This window comes from Mesorhizobium sp. M1B.F.Ca.ET.045.04.1.1 (assembly GCF_003952465.1).
GTDB lineage: Bacteria > Pseudomonadota > Alphaproteobacteria > Rhizobiales > Rhizobiaceae > Mesorhizobium > Mesorhizobium shonense.
Genome location: NZ_CP034448.1, coordinates 1,234,283 through 1,260,238 on the forward strand (window position 1 = coordinate 1,234,283; position 25,956 = coordinate 1,260,238).

The 25,956-nt window shown below is 64.8% G+C and carries 24 protein-coding genes; 17 read left to right on the forward strand and 7 right to left on the reverse strand.

From position 1 onward, the window contains the following. Window positions 1-63: 63 nt before the first annotated feature. The gene (locus tag EJ071_RS06145) at window positions 64-336 is read left to right on the forward strand and encodes an usg protein (protein WP_126097279.1); all 273 of its coding nucleotides are present in this window, start codon (window positions 64-66) and stop codon (window positions 334-336) included. A 290-nt stretch (window positions 337-626) separates the two neighbouring features. On the opposite strand, the gene EJ071_RS06150 is transcribed toward EJ071_RS06145, so the two are convergent. Both EJ071_RS06150 and EJ071_RS06155 read right to left on the reverse strand, forming a co-directional pair. Continuing rightward, window positions 627-1,661: an aldo/keto reductase gene (locus tag EJ071_RS06150; protein WP_126097280.1), complete on the reverse strand. Its 1,035-nt coding sequence runs from the start codon at window positions 1,659-1,661 to the stop codon at window positions 627-629. Between the two features lie 40 nt (window positions 1,662-1,701). Then, entirely contained in the window at window positions 1,702-2,883 is a 1,182-nt protein-coding gene (locus EJ071_RS06155; protein WP_126097281.1) for an MFS transporter, read from the reverse strand. A gap of 123 nt (window positions 2,884-3,006) precedes the next feature. Between EJ071_RS06155 and EJ071_RS06160 the strand changes: the two genes are divergently transcribed. Further along, window positions 3,007-3,912, forward strand: coding sequence for a LysR family transcriptional regulator (locus tag EJ071_RS06160; RefSeq protein ID WP_126097282.1), 906 nt, complete (start codon window positions 3,007-3,009; stop codon window positions 3,910-3,912). A gap of 55 nt (window positions 3,913-3,967) precedes the next feature. On the opposite strand, the gene EJ071_RS06165 is transcribed toward EJ071_RS06160, so the two are convergent. From EJ071_RS06165 to EJ071_RS06175, 3 genes are all read right to left on the reverse strand, one after another. Then, window positions 3,968-5,017, reverse strand: a complete 1,050-nt coding sequence (locus tag EJ071_RS06165) for an aldo/keto reductase (RefSeq protein ID WP_126097283.1) — start codon at window positions 5,015-5,017, stop codon at window positions 3,968-3,970. Window positions 5,018-5,255: 238 nt separating this feature from the next. Next, complete coding sequence (locus tag EJ071_RS06170) at window positions 5,256-5,654, reverse strand: hypothetical protein (RefSeq protein ID WP_126097284.1); 399 nt, start codon at window positions 5,652-5,654, stop codon at window positions 5,256-5,258. Between the two features lie 120 nt (window positions 5,655-5,774). After that, the gene (locus tag EJ071_RS06175; RefSeq protein ID WP_126097285.1) at window positions 5,775-6,440 is read right to left on the reverse strand and encodes a YggS family pyridoxal phosphate-dependent enzyme; all 666 of its coding nucleotides are present in this window, start codon (window positions 6,438-6,440) and stop codon (window positions 5,775-5,777) included. Window positions 6,441-6,729: 289 nt separating this feature from the next. Here EJ071_RS06175 and leuS point away from each other — a divergent pair, with 289 nt between their 5' ends. The 4 genes from leuS to EJ071_RS06195 all read left to right on the forward strand — a co-directional run bounded on the left by leuS (window position 6,730) and on the right by EJ071_RS06195 (window position 11,275). Continuing rightward, complete coding sequence (leuS, locus tag EJ071_RS06180) at window positions 6,730-9,357, forward strand: leucine--tRNA ligase (RefSeq protein ID WP_126097286.1); 2,628 nt, start codon at window positions 6,730-6,732, stop codon at window positions 9,355-9,357. Beyond that, window positions 9,344-9,922: an LPS assembly lipoprotein LptE gene (lptE, locus tag EJ071_RS06185; RefSeq protein ID WP_126097287.1), complete on the forward strand. Its 579-nt coding sequence runs from the start codon at window positions 9,344-9,346 to the stop codon at window positions 9,920-9,922. The genes leuS and lptE overlap by 14 nt, the downstream gene beginning before the upstream one ends. Before the next feature lie 569 nt (window positions 9,923-10,491). After that, a complete protein-coding gene (locus EJ071_RS06190; protein ID WP_126097288.1) occupies window positions 10,492-10,920 on the forward strand; it encodes a MerR family transcriptional regulator in 429 nt (142 codons plus the stop codon). Next, entirely contained in the window at window positions 10,856-11,275 is a 420-nt protein-coding gene (locus tag EJ071_RS06195; RefSeq protein WP_126097289.1) for a carboxymuconolactone decarboxylase family protein, read from the forward strand. Before EJ071_RS06190 ends, EJ071_RS06195 begins: the two co-directional genes overlap by 65 nt. A 161-nt stretch (window positions 11,276-11,436) precedes the next feature. On the opposite strand, the gene fsa is transcribed toward EJ071_RS06195, so the two are convergent. Then, window positions 11,437-12,093: a fructose-6-phosphate aldolase gene (gene fsa / locus EJ071_RS06200; protein ID WP_126097290.1), complete on the reverse strand. Its 657-nt coding sequence runs from the start codon at window positions 12,091-12,093 to the stop codon at window positions 11,437-11,439. 91 nt (window positions 12,094-12,184) lie between these two features. Here fsa and EJ071_RS06205 point away from each other — a divergent pair, with 91 nt between their 5' ends. The 8 genes from EJ071_RS06205 to EJ071_RS06240 all read left to right on the forward strand — a co-directional run bounded on the left by EJ071_RS06205 (window position 12,185) and on the right by EJ071_RS06240 (window position 21,132). Beyond that, window positions 12,185-14,368, forward strand: a complete 2,184-nt coding sequence (locus EJ071_RS06205) for a primosomal protein N' (RefSeq protein WP_126097291.1) — start codon at window positions 12,185-12,187, stop codon at window positions 14,366-14,368. 27 nt (window positions 14,369-14,395) lie between these two features. After that, window positions 14,396-15,091: an aspartate/glutamate racemase family protein gene (locus EJ071_RS06210; protein ID WP_126097292.1), complete on the forward strand. Its 696-nt coding sequence runs from the start codon at window positions 14,396-14,398 to the stop codon at window positions 15,089-15,091. A gap of 119 nt (window positions 15,092-15,210) precedes the next feature. After that, window positions 15,211-15,609 (forward strand): DUF4345 family protein, encoded by a 399-nt coding sequence (locus tag EJ071_RS06215; RefSeq protein ID WP_126097293.1) that lies wholly within the window; start codon window positions 15,211-15,213, stop codon window positions 15,607-15,609. A 351-nt stretch (window positions 15,610-15,960) separates the two neighbouring features. Continuing rightward, window positions 15,961-16,521, forward strand: a complete 561-nt coding sequence (locus EJ071_RS06220) for a F0F1 ATP synthase subunit delta (RefSeq protein WP_126097294.1) — start codon at window positions 15,961-15,963, stop codon at window positions 16,519-16,521. Next, a complete protein-coding gene (gene atpA, locus EJ071_RS06225) occupies window positions 16,521-18,050 on the forward strand; it encodes a F0F1 ATP synthase subunit alpha (RefSeq protein WP_126097295.1) in 1,530 nt (509 codons plus the stop codon). The genes EJ071_RS06220 and atpA overlap by 1 nt, the downstream gene beginning before the upstream one ends. Window positions 18,051-18,085: 35 nt before the next feature. Beyond that, complete coding sequence (locus tag EJ071_RS06230) at window positions 18,086-18,967, forward strand: F0F1 ATP synthase subunit gamma (protein WP_126097296.1); 882 nt, start codon at window positions 18,086-18,088, stop codon at window positions 18,965-18,967. Between the two features lie 77 nt (window positions 18,968-19,044). Continuing rightward, entirely contained in the window at window positions 19,045-20,625 is a 1,581-nt protein-coding gene (atpD, locus tag EJ071_RS06235) for a F0F1 ATP synthase subunit beta (RefSeq protein WP_126097297.1), read from the forward strand. 99 nt (window positions 20,626-20,724) lie between these two features. Further along, the gene (locus tag EJ071_RS06240; protein WP_126097298.1) at window positions 20,725-21,132 is read left to right on the forward strand and encodes a F0F1 ATP synthase subunit epsilon; all 408 of its coding nucleotides are present in this window, start codon (window positions 20,725-20,727) and stop codon (window positions 21,130-21,132) included. 130 nt (window positions 21,133-21,262) lie between these two features. On the opposite strand, the gene EJ071_RS06245 is transcribed toward EJ071_RS06240, so the two are convergent. Beyond that, on the reverse strand, window positions 21,263-22,759 hold the full coding sequence (locus tag EJ071_RS06245; protein WP_126097299.1) for a mannitol dehydrogenase family protein: 1,497 nt from the start codon (window positions 22,757-22,759) through the stop codon (window positions 21,263-21,265). 193 nt (window positions 22,760-22,952) lie between these two features. On the opposite strand from EJ071_RS06245, the gene uxaC reads away from it, so the two are divergent. From uxaC to EJ071_RS06260, 3 genes are read left to right on the forward strand one after another with little or no spacing between them, the layout of a single operon-like run. Beyond that, complete coding sequence (gene uxaC, locus EJ071_RS06250) at window positions 22,953-24,356, forward strand: glucuronate isomerase (RefSeq protein WP_126097300.1); 1,404 nt, start codon at window positions 22,953-22,955, stop codon at window positions 24,354-24,356. Window positions 24,357-24,388: 32 nt separating this feature from the next. Then, on the forward strand, window positions 24,389-25,366 hold the full coding sequence (locus EJ071_RS06255) for a TRAP transporter substrate-binding protein (protein WP_126097301.1): 978 nt from the start codon (window positions 24,389-24,391) through the stop codon (window positions 25,364-25,366). Beyond that, window positions 25,363-25,953, forward strand: coding sequence for a TRAP transporter small permease (locus EJ071_RS06260; RefSeq protein WP_245460173.1), 591 nt, complete (start codon window positions 25,363-25,365; stop codon window positions 25,951-25,953). The genes EJ071_RS06255 and EJ071_RS06260 overlap by 4 nt, the downstream gene beginning before the upstream one ends. The last annotated feature ends 3 nt before the right edge of the window (window positions 25,954-25,956 follow it).

A 25,956-nucleotide genomic window follows, 5' to 3' on the forward strand; every position in this document is an offset into this window, starting at 1 on the left:
CAGTTAAGTAACTGAGCGCAGAATCGGAATTGGGAGGGAAGGAGATCGACCTAGGGGGCTGCGATGCGTGACCATTCCGAAATGGACCTGATGCTCAGGGGCTATGGGCTGACGACGGCGAAGATCCTCTATCACTTCCCCGACCACCCGCATTTGCTGCAAAGCTATATCTGGCAGGACTACGACATTGCGCCGAAGTTTCCGGTGCTGATCCGCTTCATCGAGTTCTGGAAGACCAGGCTCGACGGGCCATTGCATTCGGTGACCTACACGCACCAGACGTTGATCGCGCCGAACGAGTGGCGGAAGGTGGACGGGGAGTTCGTGTTGCATTGAGAACGGTAGCGCGATCGCGGGTGATTGGCGGAACCGCCCATCGCTTCGTCATCCACGGGCGGAGCAAGGAGCGAAGCGACGCGGCGCAGACCCGAGGATCCATTCCGTGACTTCGAAGCGTTGCGGCGATCCAGAATTTCTGCTCCGCCGCGCTCTACGATCGAGGTAACGGAATGGATCCTCGGGTCTTCGCGACGCCGCTTCGCGGCTGCTCCGCCCGTGGATGACGAAGCGGAGGCTGCGGCTAATCCCAAATGTCACGATCGCCCTGATAGGGACGTTCGCGACAATCACACCGCCGGCGGGTTCAGCCGGGCGAAGCCTTCCTGGCGACGATAGGGGAAGTACGGATAGGGCGCGGTCACCGCGCTTGCTTCGTCGAGCGTCTTCATCTGCTCCGGCGTCAATGCCCAGCCGACGGCGCCGAGGTTCTGGCGCAACTGCTCCTCGTCGCGCGCGCCGATGATCACTGACGACACGGTCGGCCGCTGCAAGAGCCAGTTGATGGCGACCTGCGGCACGGTCCTGCCGGTTTCGGCGGCGACGGCCTCGAGCGCGTCGACAACCCGATAGAGATGCTCGTCCTCGACCGGAGGACCGAAGCTCGCCGTGTCGTGCAGCCGACTCTTTTGCGGCAGCGGCTGGCCGCGGCGGATCTTGCCGGTCAGCCGGCCCCAGCCGAGCGGGCTCCACACCAGCGCGCCGACGCCCTGGTCGAGGCCGAGCGGCATCAGTTCCCATTCATAGTCACGTCCGACCAGCGAATAATAGACCTGATGCGCGACATAGCGCGGGTAGCCATGCTTGTCCGCAAGCCCGAGCGACTTCATCACTTGCCAGCCGGAGAAGTTGGAGACGCCGACATAGCGCAGCTTGCCCGAGCGCACGAGACCGTCGAGCGTCGACAGCACCTCCTCGATCGGTGTCGCGGCGTCGAAAGCGTGGAGCTGCAGCAGGTCGATATAGTCGGTGCCGAGACGCCTCAGCGCGTCGTCGACCGACTTGATAAGGCGGGAGCGCGACGAGCCGTAGTCGGCCGGCCCGTCGCCCATCGGCAGCGACATCTTGGTCGAGATCTGCACCGCGTCGCGGCGTCCCTTGATCGCCTCGCCAAGCACCTCCTCCGAGGCGCCGTTCGAATAGACGTCGGCCGTGTCGAAGAGATTGACGCCGGCCTCCAGGCAGATATCGACCAGCCGGCGCGCCTCCTTGGCGTCGCTGTTGCCCCAGGCGCCGAACAGCGGGCCCGAGCCGCCGAAGGTTCCGGCGCCGAAGGAAAGCGCCGGCACTTTCAGGCCGGATGCGCCGAGACGTCGATACTCCATGATTTTTCTCCTTGGGATGTCGAAGACGGAATTGGTCTGATCAACACTGTGCCAGCGCCGGCGAGCCGATCGCGCGGCGCTCGAGGCGCTGCGCCAGAAGGACCACGGCCAGCGCGGCAAGCGGCACCAGGCCGGCGACGAGGGTGACGGCGCCCAAGCCCGGTCCGTGGTCGATGACGAAGCCGCCGAGCCAGGCGCCGATCGCATTGCCGAGATTGAAGGCGGCGATGTTGAAGGACGAAGCGAGGCCCTGGCCGGCGCCCTCCGCTTTCTCCAGCACCCACATCTGCAGCGGCGCGACGGTGGCGAAAGCGGCGGCGCCCAGCAGGCCGACGGCAATGATTGCCGCTATCGGCTGGTGGATGGCGATGGTCATGAGGAATAGCACGGCCGACAACGCGATCAGGGTAGCGACGACCGTCGGCACCAGATTGCGGTCGGCGAGGCGTCCGCCAAGCAGGTTGCCGGCGACCAGCCCGCCGCCGAAGACAAGCAGGATCGGCGACACGGCGGCTTCGGAAAAACCGCTGATGCGGGTCAGGATCGGCGCCAGATAGGTGAAGGCGGCAAAGACGCCGACCCAGCTCAGCACCGTGGTCAGCAGGCCGAGCAGCACCGGCCGGCGGCCAAGCACGGCAAGCGCGCCTTCGGAGCTCTCGTCGTCGGCGGCGGCCGGCTCGTCGCGCGGCACCAGCAGCGCGATCACGGCGAAGGCGACGACGCCGACCAGTGTGACGGCCAGGAAGGTGGAGCGCCAGCCATAGGTCTGGCCGAGCCAGGTGCCGAACGGCACGCCGAGGATGTTGGCAACGGTGAGGCCGGTGAACATCAGCGCGATGGCCGACGCCTTCCGGTTGGGCGCGACAAGGCTGGTGGCGACGACCGAGCCGACGCCGAAGAAGGAGGCATGGGCGAAAGCGGTGAGCACGCGCGCCGCCATCAGCGTCCAGTAGCCGGGCGCCAGCGCGCAGGCGAGGTTGCCGATGGTGAAGACCACCATCAGGGCAAGCAGAAGCGTCTTCTTCGCCAGGCGGCCAGTGAGCGCGCCGAGCAGCGGCGCGCCGACGACGACGCCCAGCGCGTAGCCGGAAATGAGCAGGCCCGCGGCCGAGATCGAGACGCCGAGATCGGCGCTGACATCGAGCAGCAGGCCCATGATGACGAATTCGGTGACGCCGATGCCGAAGGCGCCAGCGGTGAGAGCATAGAGAGCAAGAGGCATGGCGATGGTCCAATTGGTCGGGAAGAGGACGCTCAGTCCCGCGCCCCGACCGCGAAGATCGTGATCCGCCAAGCTGTGAACCAGCCTTGCATCAGGCATATTTTCTGTGAAATAGATTCATGAATGGCGAGGCCCGAAATCAACCGCTCCGGCGAGATCGAGGTGTTCGTCCGCGTCGTCGAGGCCGGCAGCTTTTCTGCCGCGGCGCGGGCGCTGCGCATGACGCCGTCGGCGGTGAGCAAGCTGATCGCGCGCTTGGAGGCGCGGCTGGGCGCGCGCCTCGTCAGCCGTTCTACGCGCCGGCTGCAATTGACGCCGGAAGGCGTCGCTTTCCACGACAGCAGCATCCGCATTCTCGCCGACCTCGACGCGGCCGAGCGCGAAGCGGCGGCGGGTGCCGCGCCTCGCGGCAGGCTCAGGGTCAACAGCTATGTGCCCTTCGGCCAGCACCGGCTGATGGAATTGTTGCCGCGCTTCCTGGAACGTTACCCGGAGATCAGTGTCGAGGCGGTGCTGACCGACAATGTCATCGACCTTCTGGAGGAGCGAGCCGACATCGCCATACGCGCCGGGCCACTGCGCGAATCGCGGCTGGTGGCGCGCAAGCTCGGCCAGAGCCGGATGGTGCTGGTCGCGTCCCCTGCCTACCTCGAAGCCCGCGGCACGCCGCAGACACTGTCCGACCTAGGACGCCACAATATGCTGGCCTTCGGCTTCGCCAGGCATATCGAAGGATGGCCTTTCGTCGATGCGGCAGGCAAATCGATCATCCTTCCGATCATTGGAAACATGACGCTGACCGACGGCGAGGCGATGCGGCGGACGGCGCTGGCGGGAGCCGGCATCGCCAGGCTGGCGCGCTGGCATGTTCAGCCGGACATCGACGCCGGGCGGCTCGTGCCGCTGCTGGAGGAATTCAATCCCGGCGACGAGGAGCCGACGCACGCGGTCTATGTCGGCCAGGGCAAGCATCTGCCGGCCAGGGTGCGGGCTTTTCTCGATTTTCTCGTAGAGGCAGTCCAAATCTAAAAAAGCCGCGCGCCCGAGGACGCGCGGCTGCTCAGTCATTGTCGAGGCTGGGGACCTACGCCTTCGGCACGAAAGGCGCCGGACGACGGCCGGCGTCTTGCCGCTCCAGCATCCAGCCGGGATATTCTGAAGGCAGCGCACTGACCTCGTCGAGCTTGGCAAGATCGCCGGCATCGAGCTTCAGTCCGGTGGCGGCGAGGTTCTGCTCGAGCTGGTCCATGCGGCTGGCGCCGATGAGGACGCTCATCACGAAAGGCTTGGCCAGCACATAGCCCAGCGCCACCGTGGCGACGCTGACGTCGTGCTTCCTAGCGATCTCGCGCATGACGGCGACCGCAGCCCAGGCACGATCCTCGTTGACCGGCGGGAAGTTGAAGCTGGCGCGGCGGCCTTCGCCATTGCCCGGCGCGCCGGGGCCGTATTTGCCCGAGAGCAGCCCGCCGGCCATCGGCGACCAGACCATCAGGCCGAGCTTCTCCTCGTTGATCAAAGGCACGATCTCGCGTTCGAGATCGCGGCCGGCGATCGAGTAATAGGACTGCACCGTCTCGAAGCGGGCATAGTCCTTGCGCTCGGCGATGCCCAGCGCCTTGGCGATGCGCCAGGCCTGCCAGTTGGAGACGCCCACGTAACGCACCTTGCCGCTGGCCACGAGGTCGTCGAGCGCCCGCAGCGTCTCGTCGATCGGCGTCACAGTGTCGGTGCCGTGCAGCTGGTAAAGATCGATGTGGTCGGTCTGCAGCCGCTCCAGGCTGCCGTCGACCGAATCCATGATGTGGCCGCGCGAGGAGCCGCGCTGGTTGGGGCCTTCGCCCATGACACCATGCACCTTGGTGGCGATGATGACGTCCGAGCGCTTCACGCCTAGATCCTTGAGCGATTGGCCGAGCAGCCGCTCGGACTGGCCGAAGGAATAGACGTCGGCGGTGTCGAAGAAATTGACGCCTGCGGCAATCGAGCGGCCGACGATCTCGTTGACGCCTTTCTGATCGAGGCTGGCGATGAGGCCCCATTGGGCGTTCTCGCCGGCGGCGCCGAAGGTCATGGTGCCGAGGCAGAGTTCGGAGACGAACAGGCCGGTGTTGCCGAGTTGGTTGTAGCGCATGATGAATTTCCCCGAGAAAAGGATTGGGTGACATGGTTGAATGACATGTTTGTCTGACTGACATGGCTTTGTCTGACCGACACGGGGGAAATAGGAACGGACCGTTTCGTTTCAAGCGCCGGCGCAACGCTATCGTCCGGTTGGAGGGGCCGGTAACGCGATCGTGACGAAGAGGTCGGCACCGGCTCGCCTACCCAGGTCCCGACAGAAAATCGCTGCGCGCTTTTCCGCGGATCGCTCAGCTTTCGATCAGGGCGAGGATCGCGAATGCCGTCATGCCGAGGGCGACGGCGGCAAGCGGCAGCAGAATTTCGATCGTCGCGGTGCTGGCTTTCACGGGATGCTCGCCGGTGTCGAACTCACCTTCGATCCAAGCGGCGAAAGGCTTGACCTTGCCGGGACGGCCGATCCGGTGATGGCGCCAAACGTGGCCGGCTATAGCCGGCAGCGCTACCGCCATCACGATGAACCCGGTGACGACGAAAAGCAGATATTCGTCATAACCGCCGGCGAAACCGATCCAGGCCGACAGCGCATAACAGGCCGCGAGCCCCACCATGGCGAAATAGACCCACCGGTGCAGCCCACGGGAAACCTGCTGGTCGTGTCTGATTTCATGGTCGTGGCGTGTAGTCATCGGAGCCTCCTTTGACTTGAAAGGAGCCACGCGCGCGTTCCCTCACCCGCACCTAGTGGGGTGATCCCGTGCGACAATGCGGTGGTATGACGCGCCTGCTGCAGCTTTTCTGAAAACGCGCTACGCCCGGCTGCCGAAGATCGCCGAGCCGACCCTGACGCTGGTCGCGCCGAAGGCGACCGCGGTCTCGTAATCGCCGGACATGCCCATCGAGAGTTTTGCGACGCCTGCCTCGCGGGCGATCTTTTCCAAAAGCGCGAAATGCGGACCGGGGTTTTCCTCCGCCGGCGGTATGCACATCAGGCCTTCGACGGCGAGGCCATGAACGTCACGGCAGCGCTTGACGAAACGAACCGCCTCGCGCGGCTCGATGCCGGCCTTCTGCGGCTCGGAGCCGGTGTTGACCTGGACATAGAGTTTTGGCGAACGGCCTCGCCTGGCGATCTCCTTGGCAAGCTCGGCGGCGATCTTCTCGCGGTCGACCGTCTCGATGACGTCGAAAAGCGCCACCGCTTCCTTGGTCTTGTTGGACTGCAGCGGGCCGATCAGGTGCAGCTCGATGTCGGGAAATGCTTGCTTCAGCTCCGGCCACTTGCCTTGCGCTTCCTGGACGCGGTTCTCGCCGAAGACGCGCTGACCTGCCTCGATCACAGGGCGAATATCTTCCGCCGCAAAGGTCTTCGACACCGCGACCAGCGTGACGACGCCTGGCCCGCGCTTTGCCTCGCGCTCGGCATTTGCGATCCTCGCCTTGACCGCGAGAAGCTGTTCGACGGCACTCGTCATGCCCATATCCTGCCCATAGTTTAGCGCCAACGCCGGATCGCCACAGTTGACGGGTCCGGCAATCCATGGTGAACACCGCGACGACATTGTCTCGGCTGCTGGCCTAGGCATGTCGATATTCAGGTGATGCCGGCCTGCAAATGCCGGTTTCCTGCGCTTCCGGTGCTCACGTACTTTAAGTACGCTCCGCTCCGGTTCTCGGAACCCGCCATTTTCGGCTCGGCCTGACCTGAATATCAACACGCCTTAATCCAGTACCGTGCACCCGCTTTTAAGTGAAAAACATCCGATGGCAACCGAACGATACAATCCGCGCACCTCAGAGCCCAAATGGCAGAAGGCCTGGGCCGAAAAGAAGCTGTTCGAAGCCCGGAACGACGACCCGAAGCCGAAATACTACGTGCTCGAGATGTTTCCCTATCCGTCGGGCAAGATCCATATCGGCCACACCCGCAACTATACGATGGGCGACGTCGTGGCGCGCTACAAGCGCGCCAGGGGTTTCAACGTGCTGCACCCGATGGGCTGGGACGCCTTCGGCATGCCGGCCGAGAACGCGGCAATGCAGAACAAGGTCCACCCCAAGGACTGGACTTATGAGAACATCGCCGTCATGCGCGAGCAGCTCAAGATGATGGGCCTGTCGCTCGATTGGGCGCGCGAGTTCGCCACCTGCGACGTCGACTATTACCACCGCCAGCAGATGCTGTTCCTCGACTTCGTCGAGAAGGGCCTGGTGACGCGCAAATCCTCCAAGGTCAACTGGGACCCGGAGGACATGACGGTGCTTGCCAACGAGCAGGTCATCGACGGCCGCGGCTGGCGTTCGGGCGCGCTGGTCGAGCAGCGCGAGCTGACGCAGTGGTTTTTCAAGATCACCGACTTCGCGCAGGACCTGCTGGAGTCGCTCGAGCGCCTCGACGAATGGCCTGAAAAGGTCAAGCTGATGCAGCACAACTGGATCGGCCGCTCGGACGGCTTGCTCATCCGCTGGCCGCTGGCGGCTTCGGTCGGCGATGTGCATGAGCTGGAAGTCTACACGACCAGGCCCGACACCATTTTCGGCGCTTCCTTCATGGCGGTCGCGGCCGATCATCCGCTGGCGAGGAAAGCCGCAGAGAGCAATCCGGCGCTGGCCAAGTTCATCGACGAGGTCCGCCACATGGGCACCTCGGTGGCCGCGCTCGAGACAGCCGAGAAGAAGGGTTTCGACACCGGCATCCGCGTCGTCCATCCGTTCGACGAGAACTGGACGCTGCCGGTCTATGTCGCCAATTTCGTGCTGATGGAATACGGCACCGGCGCCATCTTCGGCTGCCCGTCGGGCGACCAGCGCGACCTCGACTTCGCCAACAAATACGGCCTGCCGGTGATCCCGGTGGTCATGCCGGAAGGCGAAAATCAAGGAAGCTTCCAGATCATCGAGGAAGCCTATGACGGCGACGGCGTGATGATCAATTCGCGCTTCCTCGACGGCATGACGCCCGAGCGGGCGTTCGACGAGGTGGCGAAGCTGCTCGAGCAGAAGACGATCGCCGGCCGGCCGATGGCGGAGCGCAAGGTGAATTTCCGCCTGCGCGACTGGGGCATCTCGCGCCAGCGCTACTGGGGCTGCCCGATTCCGATGATCCATTGCGAGGCCTGCGGCGTGGTGCCGGTGCCGAAGGCCGACCTGCCGGTCCGGCTGCCCGACGACATCGAGTTCGACCGTCCGGGCAATCCGCTCGACCGCCATCCGACCTGGCGGCATGTGAAGTGCCCGCAATGCGGACGCGACGCGCGGCGCGAGACCGACACGATGGACACCTTCGTCGACTCGTCCTGGTATTTCGCGCGCTTCACGGCGCCCTGGGCCAACGAGCCGACCGAGCCGAAGGCGGCCGACGAATGGCTGGCGGTCGACCAGTATATCGGCGGCATCGAGCATGCGATCCTGCATCTGCTCTATTCGCGCTTCTTCACCCGCGCCATGCGCGAGACCGGCCATCTCAATCTCGCCGAGCCGTTCAAGGGCCTGTTCACGCAAGGCATGGTGGTGCACGAGACCTACCGGGTCGGCGGCCCGTCGACCAATGGGCGCTGGCTGTCGCCGGGCGAGGTCAGGATCGAGGATGCGGGCGGCAAGCGCCGGGCCATCGAGATCGCCACCGGCGAAGAGGCGACTATCGGCGCGCTCGAGAAAATGTCGAAGTCGAAGAAGAACACGGTGAGCCCGGAAGAGATCACCGACGGCTACGGCGCCGACACCGCGCGCTGGTTCATGCTGTCGGACTCGCCGCCCGAACGCGACGTCGAATGGACGGACGAGGGTGCTGCCGGCGCGCATCGCTTCGTCCAGCGCGTCTGGCGCCTGGTGCAGATCGCGGCCGAGCAGCTTACCGGCGTCAACCCGGCTGCGGCGAAGGAAGGCGATGCCGGAGCCGTCTCCAAGGCCGCGCACAAGATCCTGAAGGCGATCGGCGAGGACATCGAGAAGCTCGGCTTCAACCGGGCGATCGCGCGCATCTACGAGCTTGCCAATGCGCTGACCGCGCCGCTCAACGATGTCGCCGAAGGCAAGGCGGACGCGGCGCTCAAAGCCGCCTGCCGTGAGGCCGTCGAGATCCTGGTGCATGTGATCGCGCCGGTGATGCCGCATCTGGCCGAGGAATGCTGGCAGGAGCTGGGCGGCACCGAGATGGTCGCGGAACGGCCGTGGCCGGCCTACGATCCGGCTCTCGTCGTCGACAACGAGATCGTGCTGCCGGTGCAGGTCAACGGCAAGAAGCGTGGGGATTTGACAATTGCCCGCGACGCGGATCAAGGTGCCGTCGAAAAAGCGGTGCTGGCCCTCGACTTCGTGCAAAAAGCGCTCGATGGTAAGGCCCCCCGCAAGGTGATCATCGTCCCGCAGAGGATCGTCAATGTCGTTGCCTGATCCGGAAAAGTCACAGGCGGCGCATTTGCTGCGCCGCGCGGCTCTCTTCGGGCTGGTCGCCTCGCTGGCGCTGGTCTCGGCCTGCACGGTGCGGCCGCTCTATTCCAGCCAGCCGCTGACAGCCGGCTCGCAGGTCGGCGCCGCCGCCGAGCTGGCATCGATCTCGATCAAGCCGGTCGGCACGCGCTACGGCCAGCAGGTGCGCAACAATCTGATCTTCGCTTTCGGCCAGGGCTCGGGCGAACCGGCCTCGCCGGCCTACACGCTCGACCTCGGCGTCAGCGAGCTGGTCGAATCGGCGGCCATCGTCCAGGTGCAGACCGAAGAGGACGAGCCGACGGCCGGCACCGTGACGCTTACCGCCAATTATGTGCTGCGGGATGCGACCGGCGCGGTGGTAGCGGTCGGCAAGCGGTCGATCCCATCGTCCTTCGACCGGCCGCGCCAGGAGTTCGCGGCCTACCGGGCGCAGATCGACGCCGAGAACCGCGCCGCCCGCGAGCTTGCCGATATGCTGCGCCTGGCGATCGCCCAGGATCTGGCCAAGCACGGCAAGAAGGCCTGAGGTGTGTTGAGATTCAGGTGAGGCCGGCCTGCGAAGGGCGGCTTCCTGCGCTTCCGGCCTTCGCCGACCGAAGCGCTCATGAATGGCGTGGCAGTTAAATTAAGGCTAGGGCCGGCGTGGGCCAGCCTTCGCCGACCGAAGCGCTCATAAGTGTGTCCGTCCTATGAAGGCTACGGCCGGTTCCCGGAAACCGTCCAGTTTAGTCGCTTCGCGCCCGTCTTCGACTCCGGCTCGGCCTGACCAGATTGTCGGATGCAGAAGCTCCAACCGATCCAGTCATGAATGGTGGTTGCTCTCCGGCGTTCAGGCATCATCTCGCAAGCGGAAGCGGCGAACCTTTATGGCTCTCATGTCATGGAACAGGTCGCTACCGTGTAGGAGCCGGAGTTGCGCGACTAGACCGTGATGGCGTTTCGTTGAATCGCCATCCCGATCTAACTCTTTGCTGGAGCATGATCTTTCTCCGAAAACCGGTTCCCACTTTTCGGGATCATGCTCTAGTTACCCCTTGACTTAGAGCGCACTCTAACCGGTAGCTTCCCGTGCGTCGTGACGAAAGAAGGGCGTTCATGAAGATTGGTGAACTGGCGAAGCGTTCGGGATTATCGACCCACACCATCCGTTACTATGAGCGGATCGGGCTGCTTCCCTATGCCGACAGGGACCAATCGGGCCAACGTGACTACGACGCATCAATCCTCAGCTGGATAGAATTTCTCGACCGTCTCAAAGCGACCGGGATGCCTATCCGGGAAATGCTGCGCTACGAGGCCTTGCGGGAACGTGGCGTCGGCACGGAAGCGGAGCGCGGCGCGTTGCTTGAACGGCACCGCGAGCGTGTCCGAGCGCATGTGGCCGAATTGCAAGCCTGCCTTCTCGTCCTCGACACCAAGATTGCCGGATATGCAGGCAAAGAACAGAGGATGAAAGAATATGACGCAACAATCCCCGAACGCCGGCGAAAGCCGGCTGGAACGCGGCAAGCGGGCGCTCGCTGAAATCGACGGCGAAGCCGGCCACAATGTCATTGCCGCTCTGGCGGACATTGCCCCCGACTTCGCAAACTACGTGTTCGAGTTCTCGTTTGGCGACATTTACAGCCGCCCCGGCCTCGATCTGCGCGCTCGAGAAATCGCCACCGTCGCGGCGCTGACCGCGATGGGGACAGCGACTCCGCAATTGAAGGTTCACATCGAGGCAGGCCTGAATGTCGGGCTGACCAAGGACGAAATCGTCGAGATCATCATGCAGATGGCGGTCTATGCGGGCTTTCCTGCCGCGCTCAACGGCCTGTTCGCAGCCAAGGAAGTATTCGCCCGATTTCCCGTCCAGAAGGGGGAAGCGACCGTGTAGGAGCCCGGTTCACGGCGAGGGACCACGAGATGGCGCAGGTGGCTTAGGAGCCTTCCGATCCCGGGTTTCGTGCGTCACGCGGCCAAAGGCCATTACCTTCGCGCGCCGCTTGTATCTAAAAAAGGCCGGTTGCCCGGCCTCTTTTTGTCTGATCTCCAGCCTCAGCCGATCTTCTGGCCGGTCTTGGCCCAGTCGGCGAGGAAGGCGGCAAGGCCCTTGTCGGTCAGCGGATGGTTGACCAGCGCCCTCAGCGTTGCCGGCGGCGCGGTCACGATATCGGCGCCGATCAACGCGGCCTGCTTGACGTGGTTCACCGTGCGTACCGAAGCGGTCAGGATCTCGGTCTTGAAGTCGTAATTGTCGTAGATGGTGCGGATTTCCGAGATCACTTCCATGCCGTCAGAGCCGGTGTCGTCGATGCGGCCGACGAAGGGCGAGATGAAGGAGGCGCCGGCCTTGGCGGCGAGCAGCGCCTGGTTGGCCGAGAAGCAGAGCGTCACGTTGACCATGCGGTTCATCTGGGTGCGGATCGTCTTGCAGGCCTTCAGCCCATCCAGCGTCAGCGGTACCTTGATGGCGACATTGGGCGCGATCCTGGCCAGCACCTCGGCTTCGGCCATCATGTCCTTGAACTCGGTCGCGACAACCTCGGCCGAGACCGGGCCTTCGACGATGTCGCAGATCTGCTTCGTGACCTCGGAGATCTTGCCGCCCGATTTCAGGATCAGCGAGGGGTTGGTGGTGACGCCATCGAGCAGCCCCAAATCGTTCAGTTCCTTGATCTCTTTGATGTCGGCAGTATCGACAAAAAACTTCATGGCAGTCTCCTTGGGGATTTCCGGGTGCCGGTCAGGCACGTTCGAGGGTCACTCTTTGATCTAGAGCAAAGTCGGGGCAAGGTCACGCCTGATGATCGAAGATTCGCCCTTTGTCGCGGCCGCACCGGTGCTGGTGCCGATGCCGGCCGAACGGCCCTACACCTACGCCGTGCCGCCGGGCATGCGCGTGGTGCCGGGCTCGATCGTGCGCGTGCCGCTAGGCCCCCGGCAGGTCGCCGGCATCGTGTGGGACGGCGTCGTCGAATCCGTCGATCCGAAGAAGCTGCGGCCGATCGAGGAGGTCTTCGACTGTCCGCCGATCGACAAGGCGATGCGCCGCTTCGTCGACTGGATCGCGCAATACACGCTGTCGGCCCCCGGCATGGTGGCGCGCATGCTGCTCCGAGCCCCGGAAGCGTTCGACCCCGAGCCGTGGATCGAAGGGCTGCAGCGCACCCTTGCCGAGCCGGACCGGTTGACCGACGCGCGGCGCCGCGTGCTGGAAACGGCCGAGGGTGGGCTTGCCTGGACGCGCTCGGGGCTCGCCCATGCGGCGGGCGTGTCCTCGACCGTCATCGACGGACTGAGAGCACAGGGCGTGTTCGAGACGGTGATGATCCCGCCAAGGCCCGTGGTGGCGGCGCCCGATCCCGGCCATGCCGTGCCGGAATTGATGCCGGACCAGAAGGCGGCGGCCGAGAAGCTGCGCGGAGCTGTCGCTGCCGACGCCTTCAACGTCACCCTGCTCGACGGTGTTACCGGATCGGGCAAGACCGAGGTCTATTTCGAGGCGGTGGCGGCGGCGCTCGACAAAGGCAAGCAGGTGCTGATCCTGCTGCCGGAAATCGCGCTCACCCATGCCTTCCTCGAACGCTTCCAGGACAGGTTCGGCGCTAAGCCGGCGGAGTGGCATTCCGACTTGCCGCCGAGGATGCGCGAACGTGTCTGGCGGCAGATCGCGGAAGGCGGCGTGCGCGTCGTCGCCGGCGCGCGCTCGGCGCTGTTCCTGCCGTTCAAGGACCTCGGCCTGATCGTCGTCGACGAGGAGCATGATCCTGCCTACAAGCAGGAGGACCGCGTCTTCTACAATGCCCGCGACATGGCGGTGGTGCGCGGCCACATCGGCGCCTTTCCGGTCGTGCTCGCCTCGGCGACGCCCTCGGTCGAGAGCCGGGTCAATGCAAGCCAGGGCCGCTACGCCAGAGCGGTCCTGTCGTCGCGCTTCGCCGAGGCGGCGCTTCCGGACTTGAAGTCGATCGACATGCGGCGCGCCCCGCCGGCGCGCGGCGGCTTCCTGTCGCCTCTCCTTCTGGAGCAGATGCAGCGCACGCTGGAGAGACAAGAGCAGTCGCTGCTCTTCCTCAACCGGCGCGGCTATGCGCCGCTGACGCTCTGCCGCGTGTGCGGCCATCGCTTCGGCTGCCCGGTCTGCTCGGCCTGGCTGGTCGAGCATCGCTTTCGCGGCCAGCTCGTGTGCCATCATTGCGGCCACAACGAGCGACGGCCGGAAGCCTGCCCGGAATGCGGCACGCTCGATCATCTGGTGGCCTGCGGGCCGGGCGTCGAGCGCATTGCCGAGGAGGTGGTGGCGCATTTCCCGGACGCGCGTACCATCGTGCTGTCGTCCGACCTTCTGGGCGGCGTGCGCCGGCTGCGGCTCGAGCTCGAGGCCGTCGCCAATGGCGAGGCCGACATCGTCATCGGCACACAGCTCGTCGCCAAGGGCCACAATTTTCCCGGCATGACGCTGGTCGGCGTGGTCGACGCCGATCTCGGTCTCGCCAATGGCGACCCGCGTGCGGCCGAGCGCACCTTCCAGCTGCTCAGCCAGGTGACGGGGCGCGCCGGCCGCACCGGCAAGAAGAGCCTCGGCCTGTTGCAGACCTACCAGCCGGACCATCCGGTGATGCGGGCGATCGTCTCCGGCGATTCGGAAGCTTTTTATGAGCGCGAGATTACGGAGCGCGAGCGGGCGGCACTCCCTCCCTTTGGCCGGCTCGCCGGCATTATCGTAAGCGCGGCGACACGAGGCGAGGCCGAGGGTCATGCGCGGGGCCTGCGGCGTGCCGCGCCCAATGCGTCCGATCTCTTCGTGCTCGGGCCGGCGGAGGCGCCGCTGTCGCTGATCGGCGGCCGCCACCGTTTCCGCCTGCTGGTGCAGGGCGAGCGGCGCGCCGACATGCAGGGCTTCATCCGTGCCATGCTGGCCGACGGACCGAAGCTGAGGGGCTCGGTGCGCGTGCAGGTCGACATCGACCCGCAAAGTTTTCTGTGAGACCAATCCTGCAGCGGAGTGTCTGTCATGAAAACCCTTGGCCTGCTCGGCGGCATGAGCTGGGAATCGACGGCGATCTATTATCGTCTCCTCAACGAGATCGTGCGCGAGCGACTGGGCGGCCTGCGTTCGGCAAAGCTGTTGCTCTGGTCATTTGATTTCGCCGAGATCGCCGAACGCCAGCACGCGGGCGACTGGGAAGGCGCCGGCGCTCTTCTCGTCGAAGCGGCGCGCGGATTGGAGGCTGCCGGCGCGCAAGGCTTGGTGATCTGCACCAACACCATGCACAAGCTGGCCAACGAGGTGCAGGCGGCGGTATCGATCCCGCTCATCCACATTGCCGACGCCACGGCGCGCGCCGTCGCCGATGCAGGCGTGAAGCGCCCGGCGCTGCTCGCGACGCGCTTCACCATGGAGCAGGATTTCTACAAGGGGCGACTCGCCGACAAATTCGGTTTGCAGCCGGTGGTGCCAGACCTGGCGGGCCGCGACATGGTGCACCGGATTATCTATGACGAGCTCTGCCAGGGCGTCGTCGGCGAATCATCGAAAGCGGCCTATATCGAAGAGGTCGGCCGCATGCGGCGCGATGAACAAATCGACGGCGTCATCATGGGCTGCACCGAGATCACCATGCTGATCGGGCAGGGCGATTTCGACATCCCGGTGTTCGACACCACGCGCATCCATGCCGAGGCGGCGGTCGACTTCGCGTTGTCCTGATCGGGCGCTCTTCCGACGCGTCTTTTCCTGCGCCTTTTCTAATGTGCCGGCCGCCATCTGGCGCGCGGCTTTTCCTCAGCTAGAATGCGCCAATTCAAATAAGCATTTACGAGGGGAAGATGGGATACGCATTTCCTTGGCCGACGAGTCAGGGCGAATGGCTGGCATGGTCGAGCGCTGTCGTCACGCTGCTCATGGGCTTGCTGCTGTTCCTGGCGCCGGGGCTCGCCTTCCGCATCCTGCGCCTGCAGGTGAAGCCCGAGAAAGCCGCGGCGATCGCCGAGGGGCGCGGCCGCATGGCTGGGTTCTATCTCGGCGTCAGCCTCTGTTGCCTTTTGCTTGGACCTCAGCTCTTTCTCTACATGGCGCTTGGCTTCTCCTGGCTGTTCACCGCTTTCGGCCGGCTTTTGTCGATGATGTCGGACGGCGCCAACACCCCTTTCAACTGGGCCTCCATCGTGGTTGAATTGGCGCTGGCGGCGCTGCCGCTGGCCTTCGCCTTCGGCTTCGTGCTGTGAATTCGCGACTAAAGCGCGTCGCGCTGAAATGGATTCAAGCGACGCGCTTTAGGTCCTTGTTTCGATGCATGTCGTTTTCCCAAAACCGCTGCACACTTTTGGGCGACATGCATTAATCCGGCGCTTGAGCTTGGCCTTCGCCGCCTGATGCGACAAAAGTGCCTGAAAACCATGCCGGACGATGCATTGCGGTCTTAAAAGGCCTGTGCTAGACGGCAATCGACTTTCGGCCGGGGATAGCGGAAGCCATCCCTCCGTGCTTGGAAAAATCGCAGTAAGGTCAAAGATTTAGCCAGAGTTTTTGCTCGCGCCAACAATCTGCGGCCTGTCAGACAAGAGAAAAGACGGTCCGTGGCCCAATCGTCATCGCCAATCTCAGCTGTCGCAGAACGCTATGCAGGCTCGCTGTTCGAACTCGCGCTGCAGGAAAATTCGGTCGCCAAGGTCGAGGCCGACCTCACTGATTTCGAGGCGATGCTCAACGGCAGCGCCGACCTTGCCCGGCTGATCAACAGCCCGGTGTTCTCCAGCGAGGACCAGGCCAAGGCCATCGGCGCGATCATAAGCAAGGCCAAGATAACCGGCCTCGTCGGCAACTTCCTGCGCGTCGTCGCCAAGAACCGTCGGCTGTTCGCCGTGCCCGGCATGATCAAGGCGTTCCGCCAGATCGCCGCCGACCATCGCGGCGAGGCTTCCGCCGAGGTCACCTCGGCGCATGCGCTGACGGCCGCGCAGCAGACCGAGCTCAAGGCGACGCTGAAGAGCCTCGCCGGCAAGGACGTGGCCATCGCCATGACCGTCGACCCGTCGCTGCTCGGCGGCCTGATCGTCAAGATGGGCTCGCGCCAGATCGATACGTCGCTCAAAACCAAACTCAATTCGCTCAAGCTTGCACTGAAAGAGGTCGGCTGATGGACATCCGCGCCGCGGAAATTTCCGCAATTCTGAAAGACCAGATCAAGAATTTCGGCAAGGAGGCCGAGGTCTCCGAAGTCGGCCAGGTTCTGTCCGTCGGTGACGGCATCGCCCGCGTCTACGGCCTCGACAATGTCCAGGCCGGCGAGATGGTCGAATTCCCGGGCGGCATCCGCGGCATGGCGCTGAATCTCGAAGCCGACAATGTCGGCGTCGTCATCTTCGGCAACGACCGCGACATCAAGGAAGGCGACACCGTCAAGCGCACCGGCGCCATCGTCGACGTTCCGGTCGGCCCCGGCCTGCTCGGCCGCGTCGTCGACGCGCTCGGCAACCCGATCGACGGCAAGGGCCCGATCAAGGCGACCGAACGCAAGCGCGTCGACGTCAAGGCGCCCGGCATCATTCCGCGCAAGTCGGTGCATGAGCCGATGTCGACAGGCCTCAAGGCCATCGATGCGCTGATCCCGGTCGGCCGCGGCCAGCGCGAGCTGGTCATCGGCGACCGCCAGACCGGCAAGACCGCCATCATCCTCGACACGATGCTGAACCAGAAGTCGGTGCACGACAACGGCCCGGAGAAGGAGAAGCTCTACTGCGTCTACGTCGCCGTCGGCCAGAAGCGCTCGACCGTCGCGCAGTTCGTGAAGGTGCTGGAGGAGCGCGGCGCGCTCGACTACTCCATCATCATCGCCGCCACCGCGTCCGACCCGGCGCCGATGCAGTTCCTGGCGCCATTCGCCGGCTGCACGATGGGCGAGTATTTCCGCGACAACGGCATGCATGCCTTGATCAGCTATGACGACCTGTCGAAGCAGGCCGTCGCCTATCGCCAGATGTCGCTCTTGCTGCGCCGCCCGCCGGGCCGCGAAGCCTATCCGGGCGACGTCTTCTATCTGCATTCGCGCCTTCTCGAGCGCGCCGCCAAGCTCAACGACGACAACGGCAACGGTTCGCTGACCGCGCTGCCGATCATCGAGACGCAGGCCAACGACGTGTCGGCCTATATCCCGACCAACGTGATCTCGATCACCGACGGCCAGATCTTCCTCGAGACCAACCTGTTCTTCCAGGGCATCCGCCCGGCGGTGAACGTCGGCCTGTCGGTGTCGCGCGTCGGCTCCTCGGCGCAGGTCAAGGCGATGAAGCAGGTCGCCGGCTCGATCAAGGGCGAGCTCGCGCAGTACCGCGAAATGGCGGCCTTTGCGCAGTTCGGCTCCGACCTCGACGCCGCCACGCAGCGCCTCTTGAACCGCGGTTCGCGCCTGACGGAGCTGTTGAAGCAGCCGCAGTTCTCGCCGCTCAAGACCGAAGAGCAGGTCGCGGTGATCTTCGCCGGCGTCAACGGCTATCTCGACAAGCTGGCGCTCAACCAGGTGGGCAAGTTCGAGCATGGCCTGCTCAGCCACATGCGCTCGGCCGGCAAGGACGTGCTCGACGGGATCAGTAAGGAGAAGGCGCTGTCGGACGACCTGCGCGCGAAGCTCAAGGCCGAGATCGACGCCTTCGCCAAGACCTTCGCGTGAAGAAGCAGCCGGACGCACGGGATCGGGTTTGAGGCATGGCTTCGTTAAAAGACCTTCGTAATCGTATCGCCTCGGTCAAGGCGACGCAGAAGATCACCAAGGCGATGCAGATGGTCGCCGCGGCGAAGCTGCGTCGCGCGCAGGAAGCGGCGGAAGCCGCTCGTCCCTATTCCGAGCGGATGGGCGCGGTGCTGGCCAACATCACCCAGGCGATCGGCGGCGGCGGCGACGCCCCCGCGCTGATGAGGGGCACCGGCAGGGACGATGTGCAACTGCTCATCGTCTGCACCGCCGAGCGCGGCCTTTGCGGCGGCTTCAACTCGCAGATCGCGCGCCTTGCCCGCGATCATATCCGCCGGCTCCTCGCCGACGGCAAGCAGGTCAAGATCATCTGCGTCGGCAAGAAGGGTTTCGACATCCTGCGCCGCGAATACGGCTCGCTGATCCTCGAACGGGTCGATCTGCGCGAGGTCAAGACGCTCGGCTTCGGCAATGCCGACGCGATCGCCCGCAAGGTCATCAATCTGTTCAACCAGAACGGCTTCGACGTCTGCACGCTGTTCTATTCGCAGTTCAAGTCGGTGATCAGCCAGATCCCGACGGCGCAGCAGATCATCCCGGCGGCCCAGGCTTCGCCTGACGCAGAGTCCGCCGCCGGCGCGGCTGTCTACGAATACGAGCCGGAGCCGGGCGAAATCCTCTCCGACCTCATCCCGCGCAACATCGCGGTGCAGATCTTCCGCGCGCTGCTCGAAAACGCGGCCGGCGAGATGGGCGCCAAGATGAGCGCGATGGACAATGCGACGCGCAATGCCGGCGACATGATCAACAGGCTGTCGATCACCTACAACCGCCAGCGGCAGGCGCAGATCACCAAGGAACTGATCGAAATCATTTCGGGCGCCGAGGCGCTCTAGGCGCGCCCTGCCGGCGAGGTCCATCGACCTCGCTGCGGACGGCGTGAACAACGGATAGACGAAAAAGGGCAAAGACGATGGCGAAAGCAGCTACCCCGAAGACCGCCGCCAAGGCGGCACCGGCCCCCAAGGCGGCAAAGGCTCCGGCAGCAGCCGCGAAGGCCGCTCCGGCCAAGAAGGCGGCCGCTCCGGCCAAGGCAGCGGCCCCCGCCAAGGCGGCGAGCGTTGCGGCGAAAAGGGTCGGCGCTGCCGGCAAGGTCCGCCAGGTCATCGGCGCCGTCGTCGACGTGCAGTTCGAAGACCATCTGCCGGCCATTCTGAACGCGCTGGAAACCAACAATGTCGGCAACCGCCTGGTGCTCGAGGTCGCTCAGCATCTCGGCGAGAACACCGTGCGCTGCATCGCCATGGACTCGACCGAAGGCCTGGTCCGCGGCCAGGACGTCTTCGACACCGGCGGGCCGATCTCGGTTCCGGTCGGCCCGGGCATGCTCGGCCGCATCATCAACGTCATCGGCGAGCCGGTCGACGAAGCCGGCCCGGTCGACGCCGTCGAACTGCGCGCCATCCACCAGCCGGCTCCGGCCTATGTCGACCAGTCGACGGAAGCGCAGATCCTGGTCACCGGCATCAAGGTTCTCGACCTGCTCGCCCCTTACGCCCGCGGCGGCAAGATCGGCCTATTCGGCGGCGCCGGCGTCGGCAAGACCGTGCTGATCCAGGAGCTGATCAACAACGTCGCCAAGGCCCACGGCGGCTTCTCGGTGTTCGCCGGCGTCGGCGAGCGTACCCGCGAAGGCAACGACCTCTATCACGAGTTCATCGAATCGGGCGTCAACAAGAAGGGCGGCGGCCAGGGCTCGAAGGCAGCGCTGGTCTACGGCCAGATGAACGAGCCGCCGGGCGCGCGCGCCCGCGTCGGCCTCACCGGTCTGACGGTCGCCGAGTATTTCCGCGACCAGGGCCAGGACGTGCTGTTCTTCGTCGACAACATCTTCCGCTTCACGCAGGCGGGCTCGGAAGTGTCGGCGCTGCTCGGCCGCATTCCCTCGGCCGTGGGTTACCAGCCGACGCTGGCCACCGACATGGGCGCCCTGCAGGAGCGCATCACGACGACGACCAAGGGCTCGATCACCTCGGTGCAGGCCATCTACGTGCCGGCCGACGACTTGACCGACCCGGCGCCGGCGACCTCGTTCGCCCACCTCGACGCCACGACCGTGCTCAACCGCGCCATCTCGGAAAAGGGCATCTACCCGGCCGTCGATCCGCTGGACTCGACTTCCCGCATGCTCGACCCGATGGTCGTCGGCGAGGAACACTACCAGGTCGCGCGCCAGGTGCAGTCGATCCTGCAGCGCTACAAGTCGCTGCAGGACATCATCGCCATCCTGGGCATGGACGAGCTGTCGGAAGAGGACAAGCAGACGGTGGCCCGCGCCCGCAAGATCGAGCGCTTCCTGTCGCAGCCGTTCTTCGTCGCCGAAGTGTTCACCGGCTCGCCGGGCAAGCTGGTCGACCTCGCCGACACCATCAAGGGCTTCAAGGGCCTCTGCGCCGGCGACTACGACCACCTGCCGGAAGCCGCCTTCTACATGGTCGGCGGCATCGAGGAAGCGGTCGAGAAGGCGCAGCGCCTGGCGGCTGAAGCGGCGTAAAGAAGCGAATAGCGAATAGGGAGTAGCGAATAGGGATCAGTGGGCCGGCCGAGTTTCTTCTCTACTCGCTACTCGCTATTCCCTACTCGCTAGATTGGCATGGCTGAAGCTTTCAAGTTCGAACTGGTCTCGCCGGAGCGACTGCTCGTTTCCGAGCAGGTCGAGTTCGTCGTCATCCCGGGCGCCGAAGGTGAGATGACCGTCCTGGCGCAGCACGCGCCGGTCATGACCACGATCAAGCCGGGCGTCGTCACCGTGAAGGCCGCGTCCGGCAAGGAAGACCGCTATGTCGTGTTCGGCGGCTTCGCCGACATCCTGCCCTCCGGCTGCACGCTGCTCGCCGAATCGGCGACGCATGTGAACGACATCGACCGCGCCGACATTACCCGCCGCATCCAGGAGGCCAGGGAAGACGCCGCCGACGCCAAGGACGACGAGAGCCGCGCCAAGGCCGAGCAGTTCCTCAGCCAGCTCACCACGCTGGAAGGCGCGTTGCTGCCGGCCTGACGACGTCTCCTAACAATGGATTGAAAAGGCGGGGCTTGCCCCGCTTTTTTTGTTTGATGGACAGTCCGCCTGCTTGTCAGCAAGGTGGTCGATGTCCAGCGAAGATATGCCGTTCACCCGGCAGGCCGAATCAACGGTCGCCAATGCCGAGCGCGGCGAGTGCCAGTGCCGGACCATCCTGCTTGAAATGCACGAGGTGGGTGGCAACGAACTCTATCAATGTCTGACGCTCGGGATGGCCCTTGGCAAAGCCCGTGAGATCGAACACGGCCGTCGTCATCTCCGCCGTCGGTAGATGCCGAGCGAAAAGATCTTTGAGAGCGTAGTCGAGCGGGTCGGTGAAATGCCCTTCCGGCAAGGTCTTGCCGCGCTCGGCGCATGCGACGATCCATGCGGCGACAACCAGGGAAAGGTGCTCGGGAAGCAATTTCGCTTCCAACCTGGCAAGCGCTGAAGCGACGATGCGCTGCGGCAGCTTCTGGCTGCCGTCATTGGCGATCTGCGCCGTGCGGTGGGCCAGCGCCGTGTTGGAAAAGCGCGCGGCGAGCTCGGCCGTGTAGGCAGTCGTGTCGAGCCCGGCGTCGTCCGGCAAGGTCGGGATGGCTTCGGCCCACAACGCATCGACGAATTGACGGATCGCCGGATCGGCAAACGCGCGATCGACGGTGGCATGGCCGCTCAGCAGCCCAAGATAGGCTATGCCCGAATGGGCGCCGTTGAGCAGCCTGAGCTTCATATCCTCGAAGGGGCCGACGTCCTCGACCATGGTGACGCCGAATCTCTCCCAGGCCGGCCGTCCGGCTGGGAAACGATCCTCGATCACCCATTGGCGGAACGGCTCGGTCATCACCGGCCAGGCATCCTCGAGGCCGAGTTCGCCGGCGATGCGGGCGCGGTCGGCGTCGGTGGTCGCCGGCACGATGCGGTCGACCATGCTCGACGGAAAGGCCACTTCGTCGGCGACATAGCCGGCTAACGGCCGATGGCCGGCGCTGGCACGGGCGTCGCGCAGCTTCGCAAACTCGACCAGCAGCCGGTGCAGCGTGGCGCCGTTGGCCGGAAGATTGTCACAGCAGAGCACGGTGAAGGGGGGCGTGCCGGCGGCGCGGCGGCGCGCGAGCGCCTCGGCCAAGAAACCATGCGCCGTCTTTGGCGATCCGGGATTCGCCAGATCATGGACGATGTCGGGATGGGCTTCGTCCAGAGCGCCATCGGCGGCTCGAAGATATGCCTTTTCGGTGATGGTCAGCGTGACGATGCGGATGCGCGGGTCGGTCAGCGCGGCAAGCACCGCGCCAGGGTCCTCCGGCGCCACCAGCAGCGACAGGATCGAGCCGACGACCTGCAGCTTTTCGCCGGCACTGTCCCGCACCGCCAGCGTGTAGAGCCCGTCCTGCGGCGACAGCGCATCGCGCGTGTCGGGGCTGCGTAGCGAGACGCCGACGATGCCCCAATCCGCCTCGCCATCCGCCAGGCAGGCGTCGACATAAGCCGCCTGGTGAGCGCGGTGGAAAGCGCCGACGCCGAGATGGACGATACCGGGTGTCACGGCGCCGCGATCGTAGCGCGGTATGGCAATTGCGCCGGGCAGTTCGGCGATCGTGGCGTTGGAAAGACGGCTGTTCATTGGTGCTTGAGGTCTCCGGTCGGCGCGTCGAGCCGCTCGCACGGCAGCAATGGCGACGGCTGCGGCGTAGCACTCGCCGCCGCCCCGTACAATGGCAGCTGCTTATGCAAAAGTCATCATATAACCTGATGATTTTTGTATGTTGACATTATCTCCGGCCGATCTACCAATAAGCCAGCCTGGGAGGAGCCGAGTGGCAGCACTGAGCGATCCGGACCTGCTGTTCGCGCCGGAAACGCGGACGCTGGCTCGCGCCCTTTATGCCGCGGTGAAGGACCTGCCGATCGTCAGTCCGCACGGTCATACGGATCCGCGCTGGTATGCGCTCAACGAGCCGTTTCCCGACCCGGCGCAATTGCTGATCGTGCCGGACCATTACATTTTCCGCATGCTGTTCAGCCAGGGCGTGCGGCTGGAAGAGCTCGGCGTGCCGAGGCTCGACGGCTCCCAGGTCGAAACCGACGGTCGGGTGATCTGGCGGCGCTTCGCGGAGCATTATTATCTGTTCCGCGGCACGCCGACCCGGCTCTGGCTCGACCATGTGTTCGAGCATCTGTTCGGCATCGACGAGCCGCTTAGCGCAAGCACCGCCGACCGCCACTATGAGACGATCGCGGCGCTGCTCAGCCAAGACGACTATCGGCCGCGGGCGCTGTTCGAGCGCTTCAACATCGAGGTCATCGCGACGACCGAAGGCGCGCTCGACGACCTCAAATGGCACCGGATGATCCGCGACAGCGGCTGGAAGGGCCGCGTCGTCACCGCCTACCGGCCGGACGCCGTGGTCGATCCCGACTTCGAAGGGTTTTTGGCCAATCTCGATCGGCTCGGCGAGATCACCGGCTGCGATACCGCCACATGGGCCGGCTATCTCGACGCGCACCGCCGGCGCCGCGCCCATTTCAGGGAGTTCGGCGCCACCTCGTCGGATCACGGCCATCCGACGGCCGAGACCGCCAATCTCTCCGACGCCGCGGCGCAGCAGCTGTTCAACCGAATCCGCCGCGGCTCGGAAGATGAGCGCGAGCGAAAACTGTTCCGCGCCCAGATGCTGACCGAAATGGCCAAGATGAGCCGTGACGATGGCCTGGTGCTGCAGATCCATCCCGGATCATGGCGCAATCATTCGCCGGCTGTTTTCCAGGAATTCGGCCGCGACAAGGGCTTCGATATCCCGACGAGGACCGACTATGTGGCGGCGCTGAAGCCGCTGCTCGATTGCGTCGGGCTGGAGCGCGACCTGACGATCATTCTGTTCACCCTGGACGAGACGAGCTATGCGCGCGAGCTGGCGCCGCTCGCCGGCGTCTATCCGGCGCTGAAGCTCGGGCCGGCCTGGTGGTTCCACGACAGCCCGGAAGGCATGCGCCGCTTCCGCGAGATGACCACCGAGACGGCGGGCTTCTACAACACCGTCGGCTTCAACGACGACACGCGCGCCTTTCCGTCGATACCGGCGCGCCACGACGTCGCCCGCCGCGTCGACTGCGCCTTCCTGGCGCGGCTGGTCGCCGAGCATCGGTTGCGCGAGGAGGAGGCGCATGAGCTGGCGCGCGAGCTTGCCTACACGCTTGCCAAGAAGGCGTACCGGCTCTGAGCCGGCCGCCAGGGTTTCAAAGGGAGGAAGTCATGTCGCATTTTTCGAAATTGACGGCGGCCACATTGGCCTTCGGCTCGCTGCTGATCGGCATCGCCAACGCCGAGACGGTGCTGCGGTCGTCGGACACGCATCCGGACGGCTATCCGACCGTCGAGGCGGTCAAATATATGGGCGAGCTGATCAAGCAGCGGACCAACGGCCGCTATTCGATCGAAGTCTACCACTCGGCACAGCTCGGCGAGGAGAAGGACACGATCGAGCAGACACAATCGGGCGTCATCGACCTCGACCGCGTGTCGATGGGGCCGTTCAACGGCATCGTTCCGGAAACCGCGGTGCCGTCGCTGCCCTACATGTTCCGCTCGGTCGAGCATATGCGCCACGTCATGGACGGGCCGGTCGGCGACCAGATCCTGAAGGCTTTCGAGGCGCATGACCTCGTCGGCCTCGCCTTCTACGATTCCGGCGCACGCTCCTTCTACAACACAAAAAAGGACATCGCCTCGATCGCCGACCTGAAGGGCATGAAGTTCCGCGTCATCCAGTCGGACGTGTTCGTCGACATGGTCAACGCGCTCGGCGCCAACGCCACGCCGATGGCCTATGGCGAGGTCTATTCCGCCCTGCAGACTGGCGTCATCGACGGCGCGGAGAACAACTGGCCGAGCTTCGAATCCGCCAAGCACTACGAGGTCGCCAAGCATTACACGCTGGATCAGCACCAGATCGTGCCGGAAGTGCTGGTGATGTCGAAGGCGAGCTGGGACAAGCTGTCGCCGGAAGACCAGACGATCGTCAGGCAGGCGGCCAAGGACAGCGTCGTCAAGATGCGCGAGCTGTGGGACGCGCAGGAAAAGAAGTCGCGCGACATCGTCGAGAAGGCCGGCGTCAAGGTCAGCGAGATCGACAAGCAGCCGCTGATCGACGCCATGAAGCCGGTCTATGACAAGTACCTTTCGACGCCGGAGCTGAAAGATCTGGCCGCCCGCATCCAGGCGGCGAAATGACCAGCACCGACGATAGGCCCAGCGGCGCGGATGCTTCCGCGCCGCCGTTGGCGCGACCAGGCGGCACGGCATTCTGGCTGCGTGCCGAGCGATTGCTGTCGGGCTTGGCAACGCTGGCGCTGTGGATCAGCGGCGCCGGGCTGACCTTGATGACGATCATCATCACCTGGCAGGTCTTCTCGCGCTATGTGCTCAACCGCTCGCCAAGCTGGACCGAGGCCTCCTCGGTGCTGCTGATGGGCTGGTTCATCTTTCTCGGGGCTGCGGTCGGCGTGCGCGAACGCACGCATCTCGGTTTCGACGTGCTGCTCTATTTCCTGCCGGCTTCGGCAAAGGCGGTGCTGCGCACCATCTCCGACATCGTCGTGCTGGCGTTCGGCGGCGGCATGATCGTCTACGGCATCCAGCTTGCCAGGCTGACCTGGGGCACGGTCATGCCGTCGCTCGCCCTGCCTGGAGGCGTCGGCTTCCTGCCGGTGATTTTCGGAGGCGCGCTGGTCTGCCTGTTCTCGCTCGAGCGGCTGGCGGGGCGCTTCGCCGGGCTGCCCGTCGATGTCGACATCCATGCCACCGGCGAGGAGATGTGAGCC

Bases quoted from the DNA above. Each gene is read 5' to 3' on its own strand.
- EJ071_RS06170 (WP_126097284.1), bottom strand. From the start codon at position 5,654: ATGACTACACGCCACGACCATGAAATCAGACACGACCAGCAGGTTTCC.
- EJ071_RS06190 (WP_126097288.1), top strand. From the start codon at position 10,492: ATGAAGATTGGTGAACTGGCGAAGCGTTCGGGATTATCGACCCACACC.
- EJ071_RS06205 (WP_126097291.1), top strand. From the start codon at position 12,185: ATGATCGAAGATTCGCCCTTTGTCGCGGCCGCACCGGTGCTGGTGCCG.
- fsa (WP_126097290.1), bottom strand. From the start codon at position 12,093: ATGAAGTTTTTTGTCGATACTGCCGACATCAAAGAGATCAAGGAACTG.
- lptE (WP_126097287.1), top strand. From the start codon at position 9,344: ATGTCGTTGCCTGATCCGGAAAAGTCACAGGCGGCGCATTTGCTGCGC.
- EJ071_RS06245 (WP_126097299.1), bottom strand. From the start codon at position 22,759: ATGAACAGCCGTCTTTCCAACGCCACGATCGCCGAACTGCCCGGCGCA.
- atpA (WP_126097295.1), top strand. From the start codon at position 16,521: ATGGACATCCGCGCCGCGGAAATTTCCGCAATTCTGAAAGACCAGATC.
- EJ071_RS06230 (WP_126097296.1), top strand. From the start codon at position 18,086: ATGGCTTCGTTAAAAGACCTTCGTAATCGTATCGCCTCGGTCAAGGCG.
- EJ071_RS06260 (WP_245460173.1), top strand. From the start codon at position 25,363: ATGACCAGCACCGACGATAGGCCCAGCGGCGCGGATGCTTCCGCGCCG.
- EJ071_RS06240 (WP_126097298.1), top strand. From the start codon at position 20,725: ATGGCTGAAGCTTTCAAGTTCGAACTGGTCTCGCCGGAGCGACTGCTC.
- EJ071_RS06215 (WP_126097293.1), top strand. From the start codon at position 15,211: ATGGGATACGCATTTCCTTGGCCGACGAGTCAGGGCGAATGGCTGGCA.
- EJ071_RS06155 (WP_126097281.1), bottom strand. From the start codon at position 2,883: ATGCCTCTTGCTCTCTATGCTCTCACCGCTGGCGCCTTCGGCATCGGC.
- EJ071_RS06160 (WP_126097282.1), top strand. From the start codon at position 3,007: ATGGCGAGGCCCGAAATCAACCGCTCCGGCGAGATCGAGGTGTTCGTC.
- EJ071_RS06195 (WP_126097289.1), top strand. From the start codon at position 10,856: ATGACGCAACAATCCCCGAACGCCGGCGAAAGCCGGCTGGAACGCGGC.
- EJ071_RS06150 (WP_126097280.1), bottom strand. From the start codon at position 1,661: ATGGAGTATCGACGTCTCGGCGCATCCGGCCTGAAAGTGCCGGCGCTT.
- EJ071_RS06255 (WP_126097301.1), top strand. From the start codon at position 24,389: ATGTCGCATTTTTCGAAATTGACGGCGGCCACATTGGCCTTCGGCTCG.
- EJ071_RS06165 (WP_126097283.1), bottom strand. From the start codon at position 5,017: ATGCGCTACAACCAACTCGGCAACACCGGCCTGTTCGTCTCCGAACTC.
- EJ071_RS06145 (WP_126097279.1), top strand. From the start codon at position 64: ATGCGTGACCATTCCGAAATGGACCTGATGCTCAGGGGCTATGGGCTG.
- atpD (WP_126097297.1), top strand. From the start codon at position 19,045: ATGGCGAAAGCAGCTACCCCGAAGACCGCCGCCAAGGCGGCACCGGCC.
- EJ071_RS06175 (WP_126097285.1), bottom strand. From the start codon at position 6,440: ATGACGAGTGCCGTCGAACAGCTTCTCGCGGTCAAGGCGAGGATCGCA.
- leuS (WP_126097286.1), top strand. From the start codon at position 6,730: ATGGCAACCGAACGATACAATCCGCGCACCTCAGAGCCCAAATGGCAG.
- EJ071_RS06210 (WP_126097292.1), top strand. From the start codon at position 14,396: ATGAAAACCCTTGGCCTGCTCGGCGGCATGAGCTGGGAATCGACGGCG.